This window comes from Methylocystis suflitae (assembly GCF_024448135.1).
Classification (GTDB): Bacteria; Pseudomonadota; Alphaproteobacteria; order Rhizobiales; family Beijerinckiaceae; genus Methylocystis; species Methylocystis suflitae.
The window spans coordinates 1-17,169 of sequence record NZ_JAMRYX010000030.1 but is presented as its reverse complement, the minus strand read 5'-3'; the positions used below and the strand labels follow the sequence as shown (position 1 = coordinate 17,169).

The window sequence follows — 17,169 nt, the reverse complement described above, 5'->3', positions numbered from 1 at the left end:
GCGTGGCGCCGGGCAGGTTGACGCTGGGAGCGTCGCCGTCACTTCGACGACGAAGGACAGTGGGGCAGGGACGCCATTCGCTTCACGCCGCGCCTAAATCGGCGCGGCGGATTTCCTGCGAATTGGCGGAGCTAAGAACCCCGCCGCCCAATTCACGAATGATGGTGATGATGATGGTGATGGAGGTGGTGATGATGATGGACTACACCAGCCGACCTCGGCGTCGCAGGAGCGGGTGAAGGGGTGACAGGCATAGCCGCAGTCTTGCCCGTCACTCTGTTCAGCACGCCCGTAACTGCCTCGCCCGCCTCGGCCCCCACGCGATTCACCCCAGAGGCAAGCTGTGAAATAGGATCTTGGGCTCTCGCTGTTTGAGCGATGAGAGCAGAACCGACCATTAGGCCAAATACCATCCCAGCCTTCTTAACGCACGCCATGTGAACCTCCCTATTTCCTTCTGCAAAAGGCCCTCATCAATAGTTGGCCGCCGCGGCCGAGCCAATGCCTTTGCGCCGGCGACGACCGGGCTTTTTCAGCCCCGCCTCACTTCATGCCGCGCGAGCCGCCGGCTGAGCGCACGACGTCGTGGTAGACGCCGATCGTAAAGACCTTTTGCTTCCCATCGAAGCGATAGGCGCAACGCCAATAGCGCTTTTTCTCCGGTGTGATCCACAGCTGGAGTCAGCCGCCATCCAACGCTCTTTCGTGAAGGTAGGCGAAACGGAAACAGGACGCATCCTACTGTTTTCGATGATTTAACGGGAGGTCTGCGAAGGTTGGCGAAATGACCGTTGGTGCCCCTGGCCGGAGTCGAACCAGCACTCCTTGCGGAACTCGATTTTGAGTCGAGCGCGTCTACCAATTCCGCCACAGGGGCCCGGCCGGCGGGAAGCCGGCGAAGCGGCGCGGATATTAGCGGCGGCGCGGCGCCCGTCAACCCGAGAAACTTCTTTCTTCAACGCTTACGTGCTATGCGGGCAGCGCGCCGCGCCAACCCTGGAAACAGATGAAAAAGCTCTACGACTGGACCATGTCGCTTGCCGCGAGCCGGCATGCGCCCCTGGCGCTTGGCGCGATCGCTTTTGCCGAGAGCTCCTTCTTTCCGGTGCCGCCAGACGTGATCCTCGTGCCGATGACGCTCGCCGAGCCAAAGAAGGCCTGGTATTTCGCTGGCATTTGCACGATCGCTTCCGTCGCGGGCGGGGCGCTCGGCTACGCCTTCGGCGCGCTGTTCTATGACACGATCGGTCAGTGGCTGATCAATCTCTACGGCTATGGCGAGAAGATGGAGGCGCTGCGCGCCTTCTACGCGCAATGGGGGGCGATCTTCATTCTGGTGAAGGGCTTCACCCCTATTCCTTACAAGCTCGTGACCATCGTCTCAGGGCTACTCGCCTATAATTTTCCGCTGTTCATCGTCTTGTCGATCGTGACGCGGGGAGCGCGGTTCTTCGTGCTGGCGGCGGCGATCAATCACTTTGGCGATCCGATCCGCGCGAAGCTCGAGAGCCATTTCGGATTGTTCATGGGCTCGCTCGCGGTCATCGTCGTCGCCGGCTTCGCGCTTGCGGCGAAGATGTTTTGAGCCGTGGACGGCTCGGACAGCGAAGCAAACCGTAACGCACGACTGACTTCGCTATTCCTTGCAAGTGTCGCTATACGGCTATCATCATAACGTATTAGAAATTGCTCCGGCGTGATCTTCACGCCGCATTTTTGATGTCGGAGGTTTCAATGTCGGCGCGACAAGAATTTTTGAATTTGGGCTATAATCCAACGATCACCGAAACGGGGCGCTTGATCAAGCCGGTTTACGCCGGCGCGCTTCCTTCTTTGGCCTATGTCAATCCGGCCTATCTGCCGCCGCCGCAAGCCCAGGGCACGTCCAAGCATATCGGCAGCCCTGGCAGCTGCGCGGCCTGGGCGACGACCTACGGCCTCGCGACCTTTACGGCCGCACAAAATTCGCAGACGTCGCCCAACGATGCGTCATTGCAGGCAAGCCCGGCGCATATCTACATCGAGGTCATGAAGCAATATGGCGCCACTCAATGCGAAGGCTCGCGGCTCGGCTCCTATCTCGATCTTCTGTGCCAGGACGGCACCCCGAACTGGGCGACGGCGCCTTATACGCCGAACTGTTCGACGCTTTGGTCGAGCTACGATCCTAATGCGACAGTCGACTCAAGCTTTCAGATTCCAGGCTGGGCGATGGTGGAGACTTCCGATCTCGATTCAGTTAAGACGGTCATCGCCAATGGCGGCGCGCTCTGCTACGGCACGGCGCTGAATTCGGCTTTCATCGCCTACGACGGCGCCCCCAGTCCAATGACGGGGCCCTTCGACAAGATCAAAAACCCCGATGGCGGTCTCGTCGGCCACTGCATGCTGATTATCGGCTATGACGACACCCAAGGGGCTATTCTGATCCAGAACAGCTTCGGGCCGGATTGGGGCGCCACGTGGAACGGCAGCGGCGGCTATATCTGGATGGCCTACGATCTCTTCCAGTTCTTGGCGCAGGGGCAGGCGCAGTATATTACGTCCTGATGGTCGGAAATCGCATGGCGCTGCTTGAGTCGAGCGGCCTTTTAGCGCCTCGCAACATCGCGCTGCTGATTCTTGCCGCCGCCGTCGCGGCGATCGGCGGCGCCTTCGCCTATGAGTCGTTCGGCTATCTGCCGTGCGAGCTCTGCTACAAGGAGCGCACGCCCTATTACGCGGCGTTCGCGCTCGCGCCGCTCGCCGCCTTCGCCGCGCAAACGGGGAGGGCGCGTCTGGCGCGCGGCGCCTTTCTGCTGATGGCGCTGCTCTTTGCCGGCAACGCCATCCTTTCGATCTATCATTCGGGCGTCGAGTGGAAGATTTTCGCGGGGCCCAGCGACTGTTCGGGGCCGCTTTCGACCGCGCCATCGGTCACTGATTTCATGAAGCAACTTCAGTCGGTGAAAGTCGTGCGCTGTGACGAGCCGAATTTATGGATATTCGGCCTGACGCTGGCAAATTGGAATGTCGCCATCTCGGTCGCGCTGGCGTGGTTGGCTGTCGTGGGCGCGCGTCGCATTCGACCATAGTTCGCCGCCCAGTTGGCGCTCATCCAATAATCCGCGCGCTGCGCGACCATGTTCCGTCCTCCGTCACGGCTCGGATGATCGCGCCGGCGATTTTGGCGCCGCCGATCGAGGAGGGCTCGATCGGGTTGGCGTAATCGGCCGGCTCGTTGCAGACAAGGCGCAGGTCGATGATTGTCAGGCCATGCTCGACGCCGATACGGATGATCGCGTCATTGAAGGGCGAGAGCGCCACGCTTGCGACGCGCTGAAAATCGGCGTCGGAGAAATTGCCGGAGTAGATCGTGCATATCGCCATTCGCCGATCGAGCTGCAGAAAAGGCGGCAGCATCGCCCTGTAGGCGGCTTCAAAACCGCGCGCGGCGTGACCGATCATCGCCACCGCCTGTGCGCTGCGCGACACCGGCCGTTCGAGTAAATCCGCATGACGCAGGACGTCATTGCCTCCGATGCTGAGGACGAGACGATCCGCATCGGCAGGAAGTCTTGCGAGCTGCGTCGCGACGCTCGCGATTGTCGAACCGTCCACGGCGGCGAGCGTGGCGCGCCAGCCGACAGGCATCCGTGTCCTCACCTGAGCAATGACCGCAGGCCCGCCGCCCGTATAGGCGCCGTTGTCGAATGTCGAATCACCCAGAAGGACGAGATGGGCCATTTACGCCGACGCCGCGGCCAAAGGTTTGTCGCCAATCCAAGTAGCGCTCTGCGTCGGGGCAGAAAGTCGCAGAGCCATTCCGCCCTTGCGAAGTTTCCGCTCGCGATCAATCGGGTCGGCAGGTTTGTTTTTTAGCCCGCCGCCATCCTGGCGCTCGCCCGGAGTTTTTCCGTCTCGCTCTTCAGCTGTCCGCAGGCAGCGAGAATGTCGCGCCCGCGCGGCGTGCGCACCGGGCTGGCGTAGCCGGCGTTAAAGACGATGTCGGAGAAGCGCTCGATCGTCTCCCAGTCCGAACATTCATAGGGCGCGCCCGGCCAGGGATTGAAGGGGATCAAATTGATCTTGGCCGGCACGCCTTTCAGGAGTCGCACCAGCTCCTTTGCTTCGGCGGGCGAGTCGTTCACGCCCTTCAGCATGACATATTCGAAGGTGATCCGCCTTGCGTTCGACGCGCCGGGATAGTCGCGGCAGGCCTGCAGCAGCTCTTTGATCGGATATTTCTTGTTGAGCGGCACAAGCGCGTTGCGCAGCTCGTCGCGCACCGCGTGCAGCGAGATCGCCAGCGCCGGACCGCATTCGGCGCCCAGACGCTCAATCTGCGGCACGACGCCGGAGGTGGAGACAGTGATGCGCCGCTTCGACAGCGCCAGCCCGTCGCCGTCGGCCATGACGTCGACCGCCGCCATGACATTGTCGAGATTGTAGAGCGGCTCGCCCATGCCCATGAAGACGATGTTGGAGACGGCGCGCACGCCTTCGCCCGCTGGCACCAGCCCGTCCGTCGGCCGTTCGCGATCGGGAAAATCGCCGAGCCGCTGCCGGGCGACGAGCAATTGCCCGACAATCTCGGCGGTCGTCAGATTGCGCACGAGCCGCTGCGTGCCCGTGTGGCAGAAGCTGCAATTTAAAGTGCAGCCGACCTGCGATGAGACGCACAGCGTGCCGCGGTCGCTTTCCGGGATATAGACGCATTCGACTTCGGCGCCCTTGTCGAAGGCGTCGACGGGTTGCAGCCGCAGCAGCCATTTGCGCGTGCCGTCGACGGAAATCTGCTCTTCGACGATCTCCGGCAGCCGCAGCGCGAAGGCGTCCGCGAGCTGGGCCCGCATCGCCTTGGAGACATTCAGCATCTCGTTAAAGTCGCGCGCGCCGCGGAAATAGACCCAATGCCAGATCTGCGACGCGCGCATGCGGATCTCGCGCTCCGGCAGGCCGAGCGTCCGCAAGGCGTCGGCGATTTCGGCGCGGGTCATGCCGGCAAGAGAAGGCTTAAGCGTCATCGTGGGCGCAGCGGATAGATCGGATAGGCTCATGAAGTCCTCGGAACAGCGCCTCTGTATATCATGCTTATGCGCGATATTTTGAGGTCGCCACGGACGCGACGTCAGCGCGGATCAGCCTGCGGTCGCTTCCGCGCTCTGCATCGACTGCAGGAAGCGTTTCCAGTTCTCCGGCGTCACCACCTCGCGATAGCGCGCGGTCTGCGCCGGGTCCAGGAATTCCAGCATGAATGCGCCTTCGACCCACACTTCCGAAAGCTGGAACAATCCGCCGCCGCGGTCGCAAGCCCGCGCCGGCCAGCCGGCCCGTGTCGCGATGGCGACGATCTCCTCCGCCGGCCGAGCCACGCAAATGGCAAGATGCGCTTCGGAAAGACGCGTTCCTTGATTTTGCGGGGTCCAATAGCCTTCGTCAGGGCCGTATGCCAGCACTTGGCCGCGCGGCGCGATCTCAAGCTCGACTTCGCCGTCGCCCGACCAAGCCATCCAGGAACTCGGCCCTGCCGGAGGGAAGGGCATCGCTTCGCCCTGCATGATCTCAGCAAGCACTCTGGCGACGACCTCCGGATTGTCCGCCGGGATGGAAGCGTGGGCGATGCAGGTCATTTCTCTTCTCCATGTAAAAAATTGCGTTCGGGTGAAAAATCGCGTTCGTCCGCAGCCGAGCGGCGACCGAGCAGGATGGCGATCGCCTCGGACGCCGCGCGGCCGGCCTCGGCGCCGTCCAATCCCCAGAAATCCCTAAGGACCGACCAGGCGTAGGCGCTGTCAATCAGCTGGACGATCGCGGCCCGCCGGCGTTTGGCGGCGTCGTCCATCTCGGGTAGCGCGTCGGCGACGCAGGCGAGCATTGCCGCCTGACGCTGCGCGTTCGAGCTTAAGCGCACTTCGCGTCCGGTTTCGGATGAGATCGACGCTCTGATCAATCCTTCTTCTTCATCAAATCGAGGGAATAGCCGCAGCGGCGTGGCGATCAATTCATCAGCTGTCTGCGGAAATCCCGAACTGCCCACGCGCGCCTGCATGCGCGGCCAGACCGCGTTCAAGAGATCCTCCCGGGTCTGGAAGTGACGGTAGATGGTTCGTTCGGTCACCTTCGCGCGCTCAGCAACTTTGGCGATCGTGAGCGCGTCCAGCTTTCCCTCGCGCATCTCGTCGATCGCGGCGTCGAGAATGCGCATTCGCGTGTGATCCTTGTGCGCCTCGCGTAGCGATGTCAGTTCATGTGACGACATGTCATGTCATATGACATTGCCTCGCGCCGATGTCAAGCGCGTCGTCGCAATCCTCAGACTCGATCGTGCTTTGAAAGCTCACTGCCACGCAGGGCAGGGGCGTTTATTGATGTCGCCCTGCAAAAACGATAAACGCTGCGCGCTCACGCCCGCGATGGCTGATGGAGCGACCTCCTTGCACAGCGCCACACCCAACGGATCGGATCCTGCGCTCAAAGCGACCCGCCGGGAGTGGATCGGGCTTGCCGTCCTCGCTCTGCCCTGCCTGGTCTATGCGATGGACTTCACGGTGCTCAATCTCGCCATTCCGGCGCTGACGGCGGAGCTGCGGCCGAGCGCGTCGCAACTGCTGTGGATCATCGACATCTACGGCTTCATGGTCTCCGGTTTCCTGATGATCATGGGCGGGCTCGGCGATCGCATCGGCCGGCGCAAGGTGCTGCTGCTGGGCGCCGCGGCGTTCGGCGCCGTATCGATCATGGCGGCTTTCTCGAAATCGGCGCAGATGCTGATTTTTGCGCGCGCCGCGCTCGGAATCGCCGGAGCGACCCTCGCGCCGTCGACGCTGTCGCTGCTCGCCAACATGTTCCGCGATCCGTCGGAACGCACTTTTGCGGTCAGCATGTGGATTTCGAGCTTTTCCGCCGGCGCCATTATCGGGCCGCTCGTCGGCGGCGCGCTCATCCAATCGTTTGGCTGGGGCTCGGTCTTTCTCGCGGGCGTCCCGGTGATGGTCCTTCTGCTTGTTCTCGGGCCGATGCTTCTGCCGGAATATCGCGATCCCGAGGCGGGCCGATTGGATCTCGCCAGCGCGCTTCTCTCACTCGCGGCGGTGCTGTCCTTCATTTACGGATTGAAGCGCGCCGCGGAGGCGGGATTTGGCGTCGACTCGATCGGATCGATGGCCGCAGGCGTCGCGCTCGCGCTCCTGTTCCTGCGCCGACAGGCGCGGCTCGAAGATCCCTTGATCGATCTCGCGCTGTTTCGCTCGCGGTCGCTGAATGCCGCGCTGTGCATCAACATGCTCGGCGTCTTCTTCATGTTTGGGTCGTTCATTCTGCTTGCACAGTATTTTCAGCTCGTTGCTGGTTTGACGCCGCTCGACGCGGGGTTGTGGTCAACGCCGTCGGCGATCGTCTTCATGATAGGCTCCTTCGCCACGCCCGCGCTCACGCGCCGCATCACCCCCGTCAATCTTCTCGCCGGCGGACTCATCGTCGCTGCTGTTGGATTTATCGGCCTCGCGCTTGCCGACGGATTCTACGGGGTGCTTCTATCGTCTCTGCTTCTCGTCGGCTTCACGCCGGTGATTGCGCTGACGACGGAAATCATCGTCACATCGGCGCCGCCCGAGCGCGCCGGCGCGGCGTCAGCCTTGTCGGAAACGGCGATTGAACTTGGCGGCGCGCTCGGCATCGCCGCGCTCGGCAGTCTCGGCACGCTGATCTACCGAGCGAAAATGGCCGGCGTCGTCGCGGGGCTTCCGCCGGACGTCGCGCGGGCGGCCGGAGCGACGCTCGGCGGCGCGGCGGATGCGGTCAAATTCTTGCCCCCGGAGCAGGCCGAGCGGACGCTTTCCGCCGCGCGCGACGCCTTCTGCGCCGGTTTTCAGGCGACCGCCGTGTTGAGCGCGTTGGGGCTTGTCGGCGCCGCGGTCGCGACGAAGCTTGCGCTCAAGCAAGCGCGTCCTCCGTCGTCGGAAGGCGCAGGCGAAAAGCCGAGTTCGGCCGCAGCGTAGGACGTCGCCCGTCAGGGCTCCGAGTCCAGGTTAACGAGGCGTCATTTCACCGCGTCATGGCCGCGCTTGTCGCGGCCATCCACGCGATGACACGAGGCAAATGTCAGGACATGAGCCGAACATGCCGTCTCCGCGTGATGCGTTTCGCAATGTCCCGGCGTGGATGCCCGCGACAAGCGCGGGCATGACGGCGGAAAGTGAGCTGCAATTAACCCGAGTTCGAAGGCTTGCGTCGCCCGTCATGCGCTTGTCACGGCGCGCGTCGAGCTTTAGCCTTCAGCGCATTCTGTTGTTTTTTGCGCTTGGGGGATTTCATGAGACTCGCCTCATACAACGTCGAGAATCTTTTCGACCGCGCACGCGCAATGAATCTCAAGAGCCTTTCGCAAGGCAAACCTATTCTCGAACGGTTCGCGGAACTGAACGCGCTGTTGGCGCAGCCTTCGTACAGCGCCGCCGACAAGACGCGCATGGCGAAACTTGTCATTGAACTTGATTTGGAAAAATCCGACGTCGACGATTTCGTCATTCTCCGGCGTAACAGAGGCGGACTGATCAAACGCCCCAAGTCGGGCGGCGTTCAGGTCGTCGCGAGTGGGCGCGCCGATTGGGTCGGCTCGCTGGAACTACGCGACGAGCCCGTCGACGAACAGGCGATGAGGAATACGGCGCGGGTGATGAGAGATGTCGAGGCTGACGTCCTCGGCGTCGTCGAAGTCGAGAGCCGGCCAGTATTGCGGGATTTCAACGCCGACGTCGTCGCAGCGCTTGGCGGCGAGACATTCCACCATGCGATGGTGATCGACGGCAACGATACGCGCGGCATCGACGTCGGCCTATTGACGCGGCAGGGGTTTCCGATCGGCGTGCTGCGCAGCCATGTCGACGAGATGCTAGACGAGCGCAACCCGATCTTTTCGCGTGACTGCGCCGAGTTCGAGGTGACGGCGCCGTCCGGCGCGCGCCTCCTGGTGATGCTCAATCACTTCAAGAGCAAGGGTTTCGGCTCGCAGCAATCATCCAGCGCCAAACGTCGCGCGCAGGCGAAACGCGTTGCTGAAATCTACGACGAACGCGTTGCCATGGGGATCAAGAACATCGTCGTGATGGGCGACTTCAACGACACGCCGGACAGCGAACCTTTGAGTCCTCTCATCGAAGGGACGGATCTGAAGGACATCTTTTTGCATCCGAAATTTGACGACGGCGGTTTCCCAGGCACTTACGGCAGTTGCGCCGCGGACAACAAGATCGACTTCATTCTGCTGTCGCCGGCGCTGTTCGACAGGGTCACGAGCGGCGGCGTGTTTCGCAAAGGCATGTGGCCCGGCGCGCGGGCCAAACGCTGGGAGGCCTATCCGGAAGTCGCCCGCAAGGAGGACGCAGCGTCGGATCATGCGGCGATATGGGCGGATATCGACCTTTAATTCGGAACTTGGTCTAGCGGGAGAGTCGCTCGATCAGCGCCATGGCGGCGGCCGGATTGCGTTCCTTAGCGCCGCTGATCACGTAGAGAAACACGTCTCGCGACATCTTCTTCGGCTTCGCCTGCGTCAGAGAGGGCAGGTCCTCAGGCGCGCTGCCTTCCGCCCAACGCCGCGCCCGCTTCGCCCATCCATCGAGGGCGGCGGCGTCATAGCCCTGCGGCTCCGCCTCACGCGTTCCCATGATGCGCGCATAGACGAAGGGCGCGGTTAGATCGGCGATAAGCGGATATTTTGAATCGCCGGCGATGACGATGGCGACGCCATGCTGGCGCGCCAGCGCGACGAATTCAGCCGTCTTGAAGCTCTCATGGCGCGGCTCAATCGCGTGTATCAGCGGTCGGTCGCCGATGTTCTTTGGCAGCAGGGAAAGAAAGGCGTCGAAAAACGCCGCGTCGAATTTCTTGGTCGGCAGGAACTGCCACAAAATGGGTCCGAGTTTGTCCCCAAGCTCGATCACGCCGCTTGCGAAAAAGCGGTCGATCGACTCTCCCGCCTCCTGTGGCGTCTTTCGCATCACCGCGAAGCGCGGCGCCTTGACGCTGAAGATGAAACCTTCGGGCGTTTCATCGCGCCATTTGGCGAAGCTCGCGGCGCTCTGCGTGCGATAATATGTGGCGTTGATTTCAATGGAGGTGAGCTTACGGCTGGCATATTCGAGTTCGCGCTTATGCGCGAGGTCAGGGGGATAAAAGGATTCGCGCCAAGGGGCGTAATTCCAGCCGCCGACGCCGACATAGACGCGTCCGGTCTTTCGACTCATTTGCATTCCAGCCTAGTATGGACTGGCGAGGGCTTGAGACTTACCCCCGTCGCGCCATCTTACCGGCGTCGTCGACACCATATTTGTCTTCGTCGCCGGCTGTCGATGGTTGAAGCTGCGGCTTCTCTTATTTGCTGTGATTCGTTTGGGGAGGAGGCGCCATGGCGGCGAATTTTTTCGGGAGATTTCTAATCGCGCTGACCGCAATCGCGCTCGCGGCCTGCGATCGCGGCCCCGAAATGCCGGAGAGCGCTGGCTACGGACCCAATCCGACGCTGCCCGAGCCGCATCCGACCGGCGCCTTTCCTTACGTGAATATCGCGCGCGCCGTGGGCTGGCCAAGCGCTCAAAAGCCCACGCCCGCCGAGGGGCTGGGCGTTGAAGCTTTTGCGACGGGGCTCGATCATCCGCGCTGGCTGTACGAATTGCCAAACGGCGACATTCTTGTCGCGGAAACCGATGCGCCGGCGAAATCCGACAACGAAGGCGGCGGCGTTCGCGGATTCTTCATGAGCCTCTACATGCGCCAGGCCGGGTCCGATAAGCCAAGCTCCAACCGCATCACGCTGCTACGCGACGCAGACGGCGATGGCGTTGCCGAGACGAAGGAGGTCTTTCTGGAGAATCTGAATTCGCCCTTCGGCATGGCGCTGGTGGGCGATCAGCTTTATGTCGCCAACGCCGATTCGCTTGTGCGTTTTCCATATAAGGAAGGCGATACGCGCATCGAAGCGGCGCCCGAAAAGGTCGCGGATCTGCCCGCGGGACGCAATCTTCACTGGACGAAGAGCCTTGTCGCGGATCCTGTGGGTTCGCGTCTCTATGTCGGCGTCGGGTCCAACTCCAATGCCGCCGAGAATGGCATGGAGGAAGAACATAACCGCGCCGACATTCTGGAGATCGATCCGGCGACCGGCGACACGCGGGTTTTCGCTTCGGGACTGCGCAATCCCGTCGGGATGGATTGGAATCCCGCGACAGGCGACCTCTGGGTCGCGGTGAATGAACGCGACGAGATTGGCGACAATCTCGTGCCCGACTACATGACGAAGGTCCAGGAGGGCGCCTTTTACGGCTGGCCCTACAGCTACTACGGACAGCATGTTGACGAACGCGTGCAGCCGCAAGATCCGGAACTCGTCAAACAGGCGATCCGGCCGGATTACGCGCTCGGCTCGCATACCGCGTCGCTCGGATTCACCTTTGTCGGCGACGCGGACCTCGGGCTGTTCCAGAACGGCGTCATCATTGGCCAGCACGGATCGTGGAATCGCAGTCCCCGCGTGGGCTATCGAGTCATTTTCGTAAAGTTCGAGAATGGCGCGCCGGTCGGCGCCCCGAAAGAGGTGCTGACCGGCTTTCTGAACGAGCGCGGCGAAGCGCAGGGCAGGCCGGTCGGCGTCATCATCGATAAGCGCGGCGGACTGCTGGTGGCCGATGACGTCGGCGACGTCGTGTGGCGGGCGAGCGGCGCCAAGAAGTAAGCGGATTAGCCGGCTTCGCTCGCATTTGGCCGCCGCCTGTGCTAACGGCTGCGGTCAGCTCGGTTTTTTCGGGCGGAGTCAAGGGTCTGGAGCACATGTCCGATATTTTCCATGAGGTCGATGAAGACGTCCGGCGCGACAAGGCGGCGGAGCTTTGGCGGCGCTATCACACGCCGATCCTGATCTTCGCCGTGTTGATCATCGCCGCCACCGGCGCGTGGAGCTATTACCAGACCAACCGTCAGAAAATGGCGGAAGCCGCTAACGCCCGTTTTGAAGCCGCCGTCGCGCTCGCCAACGAGGGCAAGGCGCAGGACGCGGCGGCCGCTTTCGACGCGCTCGCCAAAGACGGTCCCAAAGGCTATGCGACGCTCGCGCGCATACGGGCTGCGGAACTGCGCGAGGACAGGGCGCGCGCGCTCCAGGAATTGGAGGCGATCGCCGAGGACAAGAATGTCGACAAACTGAATCAGGAAGTCGCTTTGCTGCGCGCCGCGCTGATCATCATCGAGAGCGGAGACCGCCAGAAAATGGAACGCGCGCTCGGACCCATGATGACGTCGAACGGCGCTTTCCGCTTCTCGGCGCAAGAATGGAATGGTCTCGACGCGCTGGCCAATGACGATTTCGAAGAGGCCGAGAGGGACTTCAACATTCTGCTCAGCGATCGCGACGCGCCGCAATCCATGCGCCAGCGGGCCGCGGCCTATCAGGGGTTGCTGCACGCGAAACGCGGACCCAAGCCGGCGGCGGCGCCGGCGGCCGCGGCCGGAGGAGCCCCAAGCGGCAATGTCTCGGTGACGCCGGTGATCGAGCCGGAACAGGAAGGCGCTGCGTCGTCCGGCGAGGCGCCGTTCGAGGTGAAGCCCTCGAAATAGTTGGCGTAGGGACGCGGCAGCGCAGCGAGAAACGAGTCATGTCCTTTTCGCTCGCGATCATCGGCCGGCCGAACGTCGGCAAATCGACGCTGTTCAACCGGCTGACCGGCAAGAAGTTGGCGCTTGTCGACGATCGCCCCGGCGTCACCCGCGATCGCCGGGAGGGCGACGCCAAGCTCGCCGATCTACGCTTCACCATCGTCGACACGGCCGGGTTGGAGGAAGGCCCGGGCCCGACGTTGGAAGGGCGGATGCGCGCCCAGACCGAGAGCGCGATCCTCGCCGCCGACGCAATTCTCTTTCTCATCGACGCGCGCGCCGGCGTCACGCCCGACGACAAATATTTCGCCGATCTCGTCCGTCGCGCCGGCAAGCCGGTTATCCTGATCGCCAATAAAGCGGAAGGAAAGGCCGGCGAGCCAGGCGTCTACGACGCCTTTTCGCTGGGTCTTGGCGATCCAGTGCCGTTTTCCGCCGAGCATGGCGAAGGCATGGGCGCGCTCTATGACGCGCTGCGCGAGGCTCTGCCCGAGGAGACCGCCGAGCCTTTCGAAGACGACGTCGCCATTGAAGAACATCTCCGAAACGACGAGGAGGACGGCAGCGACCTCGATGTAACGAAGCCGCTGCGCATCGCGGTCGTTGGGCGGCCCAACGCCGGAAAATCGACGCTCATCAACCGCATTCTTGGCGAGGACCGCCTGCTGACGGGACCCGAAGCGGGAATCACGCGCGATTCGATCTCTGTCGATTTCGTATGGCGTGACCGGAAGATGAAGCTCTTCGACACGGCCGGTCTGCGCAAGCGCGCCCGCGTCGTCGACAAACTGGAAAAGCTGTCGGCCGCCGACGCGCTGCGCGCCGTGCGGTTCTCGGAAGTCGTCGTGCTGCTCGTCGATTCGACGATTCCCTTCGAGAAGCAGGATCTCTCGATCGCCGACCTCGCGGCCCGCGAGGGACGCGCCGTCGTCATCGCGCTCGGTAAATGGGACCTCGTCGAGGACCGCGGCGCTACGCTCATCAAGCTGCGCGAAGACGCAGAACGCCTGCTGGCGCAGCTGCGCGGCTGTCCGGTGGTTCCGGTGTCAGGCGCGACGGGGCAGGGGCTGGACAAGCTCATGCAAGCGATCGTCTCGGTTCACGAAATTTGGAACAAGCGCATCGGCACCGGGCGGCTCAATCGATGGCTGCTGACGCAAATCGAGGAGACGCCGCCGCCAGCGGTTTCCGGGCGGCGCATCAAGATACGCTACATGACGCAAGCCAAATCGCGGCCGCCGCATTTCGTGCTCTTCGGCAATCAGCTCGACGAGCTGCCGACGAGTTACGAGCGCTTCCTGATCAACGGTCTGCGCAAGACCTTCGACCTTCCCGGCGTGCCAATCAGGATTTCGAAAAAGTCGGGGGAGAACCCATTCGAAGGACGTCACAAGGGCTGAGCAACTCTTGTGTCATGACGCCGCTCACGAGATTGTGGCGCCATGCTCAAGCCTTCCCCTGAAAAACTTCTCGCTCTCGGCATGTCGTTCTGGAACGCCAAGACGCTGCTCTCGGCAGTGGAGCTCGGCGTCTTCGACGCTCTCGCCGACGGCCCCGCCGACCTCTCGACGCTGACGCCGAAGCTCGGGTTGCACAAGCGCTCCGCGCGCGATTTTTTCGACGCGCTCGTAGCGATGAAAGTGTTGGAGCGCGACGCCAACGGGCGTTACGCCAATACGCCCGAGACGGAATTTTTCCTTGTGCGCGGTCGGCCGAGCTATGTCGGCGGGCTGCTGGAGATGGCCAATGCGCGTCTCTATGAGAGCTGGGGGCGCCTGTCGGAGGCGCTGAAAACGGGTCGCCGACAGAGCGAAGATCAGGACGCCAGCGATCTTTTCGCGGCCCTCTACGCCGATCCGCAACGTCTGCAGGGCTTCCTCTCCGCGATGAGCGGCGTGAGCGCCGGAGCCGCCCAGGCGATCGCCGACAAATTCTCCTGGCGGGACTATCGGACCTTCATCGACGTCGGCGCCGCGCAGGGCATGGTCCCCGTCACAATCGCGCGGGCGCATCCGCATCTTGCGGGCGGCGGCTTCGACCTTCCCCAAGTCGGACCGATATTCGAGGAATTTGTCGCCGCCAATGGGCTCGCGGACCGACTGCGGTTCTATCCCGGGGACTTTTTCAAGGACGATCTGCCCCAGGCCGACGTTATCATCATGGGGCACATACTTCATGACTGGGATCTTGAGCAAAAGCGGCTGCTGTTGAGGAAGGCCTATGACGCCCTCCCACAAGGCGGCGCGCTCATCGTCTATGAAGCCATGATCGATAATGATCGTCGCGAGAACGCTTTCGGCCTGCTGATGAGCCTCAATATGCTGATCGAGACTGACGGCGGCTTCGACTTTACCGGGGCCGACTGCGAGGGCTGGATGAAGGAAGCCGGGTTCTCCAGCTCCCGAGTTGAGCATCTGACGGGGCCGGATTCCATGGTGGTCGGCGTCAAATAGAGCCCACCGCGCGCGAACGCTTCCACGGCGCCTGCGACGAATCCCCGCGTCGCCGCGCGGGATTTTGGTTGGACAGAAGCTAGTTTTGAATTATTCTAATTCCTGTGTCGCGGCCTGACGGCCGCGCCGACTCGAATACTCGGAGGCAAGAAAATGGCTATGCTCAAGGGCAGCAAGACCGAAGAAAATTTGAAGGCCGCCTTTGCGGGCGAATCGCAGGCGAATCGCCGTTATCTCTATTTCGCTCAAAAGGCCGACGTCGAGGGCTACAATGACGTGGCCACCGTGTTCCGCTCTACCGCCGAAGGCGAGACGGGCCACGCGCACGGCCATCTCGAATTTCTCGAGTCGGTCGGCGATCCTGCGACCGGCCTGCCCATCGGCAAGACCGCCGATAACCTCAAGGCTGCCGTCGCCGGGGAAACCCACGAATACACGGACATGTATCCGGGCATGGCGCGCTCGGCCCGCGATGAGGGCTTCGAGGAGATCGCCGACTGGTTCGAGACGCTCGCCAAGGCTGAGCGTTCACATGCCGGCCGCTTCCAGCGCGCCCTGGACGAGCTGAAGTAAGGGCGTGTTGAGTCCTTCTCCCGCGGAGCGGGAGAAGGTGGCCCTTGCGAAGCAAGGGTCGGATGAGGGCCGCCCTCACCCGGCTTGCTTCGCAAGCCACCCTCTCCCGCAAGCGGGAGAGGGGTGTCCGGCGTTCCCACCACAGGACCATCATGCGAGAAGGCAGTCTCGAGGCTCCGATCCGGCATCCGCTGGATTGGCGGAGCGACGATTTCTATGACGATGCGAAGCTCGACGCGGAAATGCGGCGGGTCTTCGATATTTGTCATACGTGCCGGCGCTGTTTCAATCTGTGCGACTCTTTCCCGCGGCTCTTCGATCTCATCGACGAATCGAAAAGCGGCGAGCTCGACACGGTCGCGAGCGCGGATTTCAAACAGGTCGTCGACGCCTGCACCCTTTGCGACATGTGCTTCATGTCGAAGTGCCCCTATGTGCCGCCGCATGAATTCAACATCGACTTTCCGCATCTGATCCTGCGCTACCGCGCGGTCGAAGCGAAGAAGAAGGGCGTGCCCGCCGTCGATCGCGCGCTTGCCGACACTGACCGCTACGGCAAATGGGCCACGCTGATCTCAGGCGCGGCCAATTGGGCAACGCGCCGCGACAACACAACGATGCGCGGCCTCGAAGAGAAAGTCGCGGGTATCGATCGCAACGCCGAGCTGCCCAAATACGCCAGCAAGACCCTTGAATCGCAGGCCGCCGCAAATCCGCCCGCGCGCGACGACTCGGCGCCGGCAAAGGCGCGCAAGGCCGTGCTCTACGCCACCTGCTACGGCGACTATAACGATACGTCGATCGGCATGTCGGCGCTTGGCGTGCTCGCGAGAAACGGCGTCGAGACCAAAGTCGTGCACCCGGCCTGCTGCGGCATGCCGAAGCTCGAACAGGGGATGCTCGACGAAGTGGCGGAGGCGGCGCGCAAGGTCGCCGCGGCCTTCGCGCCCTACATCAACGAGGGCTACGACATTGTCGCGCCGGTGCCGTCCTGCGCGCTGATGCTGAAATTCGAGTGGCCGCTGATTTTGCCGGAGGACGAAAGCGTCAAGCGTCTGGCTGGCGCAACCTTCGACCTTTCCGAATATGTCGTCGACATCGCGCGCAAAGAGGGGCTGGCCGAAGGTATGGCGCCACTCGATGGCGGCGTCGCCTTCCATGTCTCCTGTCATTCGCGCGCCCAGAATATCGGCCAGAAAGGCGCCGAGCTGCTTGCGCTGATCCCACAAGCCGATGTCGCCGTGGTCGAGCGCTGCTCGGGTCATGGCGGCGCTTGGGGCTACAAGAAGGGCAATTTCGAAACGGCGATGAAGGTGGGCAAGCCCGCCGCGCGGCAGTTGCAGAACGCCGACAAGAAGCACGTCGTTTCCGAATGCCCCCTTGCCGGACTGCATATCGAACAGGAGATCGAGACGCTCGGCGGCGAGACGCCGAAGCCGGAACGCGTCGGCCATCCGATCGTGCTGATGGCGCGGGCTTACGGGTTGTCAAACCCGTAGCGGCTGGACCCGAACCT

Annotated in this window: 16 protein-coding genes and 1 tRNA gene; 11 read left to right on the top strand and 6 right to left on the bottom strand. The window is 62.7% G+C overall.

Translation table 11 applies throughout. From position 1 onward, the window contains the following. Positions 1 to 792: 792 nt before the first annotated feature. A tRNA-Leu gene (locus NEI07_RS02335) sits at positions 793 to 877 on the bottom strand. Positions 878 to 1,006: 129 nt separating this feature from the next. Here NEI07_RS02335 and NEI07_RS02330 point away from each other — a divergent pair. The 3 genes from NEI07_RS02330 to NEI07_RS02320 all read left to right on the top strand — a co-directional run bounded on the left by NEI07_RS02330 (position 1,007) and on the right by NEI07_RS02320 (position 3,074). Further along, positions 1,007 to 1,585, top strand: a complete 579-nt coding sequence (locus NEI07_RS02330) for a YqaA family protein (RefSeq protein ID WP_256032433.1) — start codon at positions 1,007 to 1,009, stop codon at positions 1,583 to 1,585. 149 nt (positions 1,586 to 1,734) lie between these two features. Then, positions 1,735 to 2,550, top strand: coding sequence for a C1 family peptidase (locus tag NEI07_RS02325; protein ID WP_256032432.1), 816 nt, complete (start codon positions 1,735 to 1,737; stop codon positions 2,548 to 2,550). A gap of 14 nt (positions 2,551 to 2,564) precedes the next feature. Then, a complete protein-coding gene (locus NEI07_RS02320) occupies positions 2,565 to 3,074 on the top strand; it encodes a disulfide bond formation protein B (RefSeq protein ID WP_256032431.1) in 510 nt (169 codons plus the stop codon). 19 nt (positions 3,075 to 3,093) lie between these two features. On the opposite strand, the gene NEI07_RS02315 is transcribed toward NEI07_RS02320, so the two are convergent. From NEI07_RS02315 to NEI07_RS02300, 4 genes are all read right to left on the bottom strand, one after another. Then, complete coding sequence (locus NEI07_RS02315; RefSeq protein ID WP_256032430.1) at positions 3,094 to 3,726, bottom strand: SGNH/GDSL hydrolase family protein; 633 nt, start codon at positions 3,724 to 3,726, stop codon at positions 3,094 to 3,096. A gap of 131 nt (positions 3,727 to 3,857) precedes the next feature. Next, positions 3,858 to 5,039 (bottom strand): 23S rRNA (adenine(2503)-C(2))-methyltransferase RlmN, encoded by a 1,182-nt coding sequence (gene rlmN / locus NEI07_RS02310; protein WP_256032429.1) that lies wholly within the window; start codon positions 5,037 to 5,039, stop codon positions 3,858 to 3,860. Between the two features lie 81 nt (positions 5,040 to 5,120). Further along, a complete protein-coding gene (locus tag NEI07_RS02305) occupies positions 5,121 to 5,612 on the bottom strand; it encodes a hypothetical protein (RefSeq protein WP_256032428.1) in 492 nt (163 codons plus the stop codon). Beyond that, on the bottom strand, positions 5,609 to 6,187 hold the full coding sequence (locus NEI07_RS02300) for a helix-turn-helix domain-containing protein (RefSeq protein ID WP_256032427.1): 579 nt from the start codon (positions 6,185 to 6,187) through the stop codon (positions 5,609 to 5,611). The genes NEI07_RS02305 and NEI07_RS02300 overlap by 4 nt, the downstream gene beginning before the upstream one ends. 229 nt (positions 6,188 to 6,416) lie before the next feature. Here NEI07_RS02300 and NEI07_RS02295 point away from each other — a divergent pair, with 229 nt between their 5' ends. Together NEI07_RS02295 and NEI07_RS02290 are read left to right on the top strand one after the other, a co-directional pair. Further along, entirely contained in the window at positions 6,417 to 7,979 is a 1,563-nt protein-coding gene (locus NEI07_RS02295; RefSeq protein WP_256032426.1) for an MFS transporter, read from the top strand. Between the two features lie 314 nt (positions 7,980 to 8,293). After that, a complete protein-coding gene (locus NEI07_RS02290; RefSeq protein WP_256032425.1) occupies positions 8,294 to 9,406 on the top strand; it encodes an endonuclease/exonuclease/phosphatase family protein in 1,113 nt (370 codons plus the stop codon). A gap of 13 nt (positions 9,407 to 9,419) precedes the next feature. Here NEI07_RS02290 and NEI07_RS02285 read toward each other — a convergent pair whose 3' ends face one another. Beyond that, the gene (locus NEI07_RS02285) at positions 9,420 to 10,226 is read right to left on the bottom strand and encodes a DUF72 domain-containing protein (RefSeq protein WP_256032422.1); all 807 of its coding nucleotides are present in this window, start codon (positions 10,224 to 10,226) and stop codon (positions 9,420 to 9,422) included. A gap of 161 nt (positions 10,227 to 10,387) precedes the next feature. Here NEI07_RS02285 and NEI07_RS02280 point away from each other — a divergent pair, with 161 nt between their 5' ends. From NEI07_RS02280 to NEI07_RS02255, 6 genes are all read left to right on the top strand, one after another. Then, the gene (locus tag NEI07_RS02280; RefSeq protein ID WP_256032421.1) at positions 10,388 to 11,710 is read left to right on the top strand and encodes a PQQ-dependent sugar dehydrogenase; all 1,323 of its coding nucleotides are present in this window, start codon (positions 10,388 to 10,390) and stop codon (positions 11,708 to 11,710) included. A gap of 95 nt (positions 11,711 to 11,805) precedes the next feature. Beyond that, positions 11,806 to 12,588, top strand: a complete 783-nt coding sequence (locus tag NEI07_RS02275; RefSeq protein ID WP_256032420.1) for a tetratricopeptide repeat protein — start codon at positions 11,806 to 11,808, stop codon at positions 12,586 to 12,588. A 38-nt stretch (positions 12,589 to 12,626) separates the two neighbouring features. Beyond that, the gene (der, locus tag NEI07_RS02270) at positions 12,627 to 14,027 is read left to right on the top strand and encodes a ribosome biogenesis GTPase Der (RefSeq protein WP_256032419.1); all 1,401 of its coding nucleotides are present in this window, start codon (positions 12,627 to 12,629) and stop codon (positions 14,025 to 14,027) included. Positions 14,028 to 14,069: 42 nt separating this feature from the next. Beyond that, complete coding sequence (locus NEI07_RS02265; protein ID WP_256032418.1) at positions 14,070 to 15,080, top strand: acetylserotonin O-methyltransferase; 1,011 nt, start codon at positions 14,070 to 14,072, stop codon at positions 15,078 to 15,080. Positions 15,081 to 15,233: 153 nt separating this feature from the next. Then, a complete protein-coding gene (locus tag NEI07_RS02260) occupies positions 15,234 to 15,653 on the top strand; it encodes a rubrerythrin family protein (RefSeq protein WP_014889969.1) in 420 nt (139 codons plus the stop codon). A gap of 152 nt (positions 15,654 to 15,805) precedes the next feature. Next, positions 15,806 to 17,152, top strand: a complete 1,347-nt coding sequence (locus NEI07_RS02255; RefSeq protein ID WP_256032417.1) for a heterodisulfide reductase-related iron-sulfur binding cluster — start codon at positions 15,806 to 15,808, stop codon at positions 17,150 to 17,152. The last annotated feature ends 17 nt before the right edge of the window (positions 17,153 to 17,169 follow it).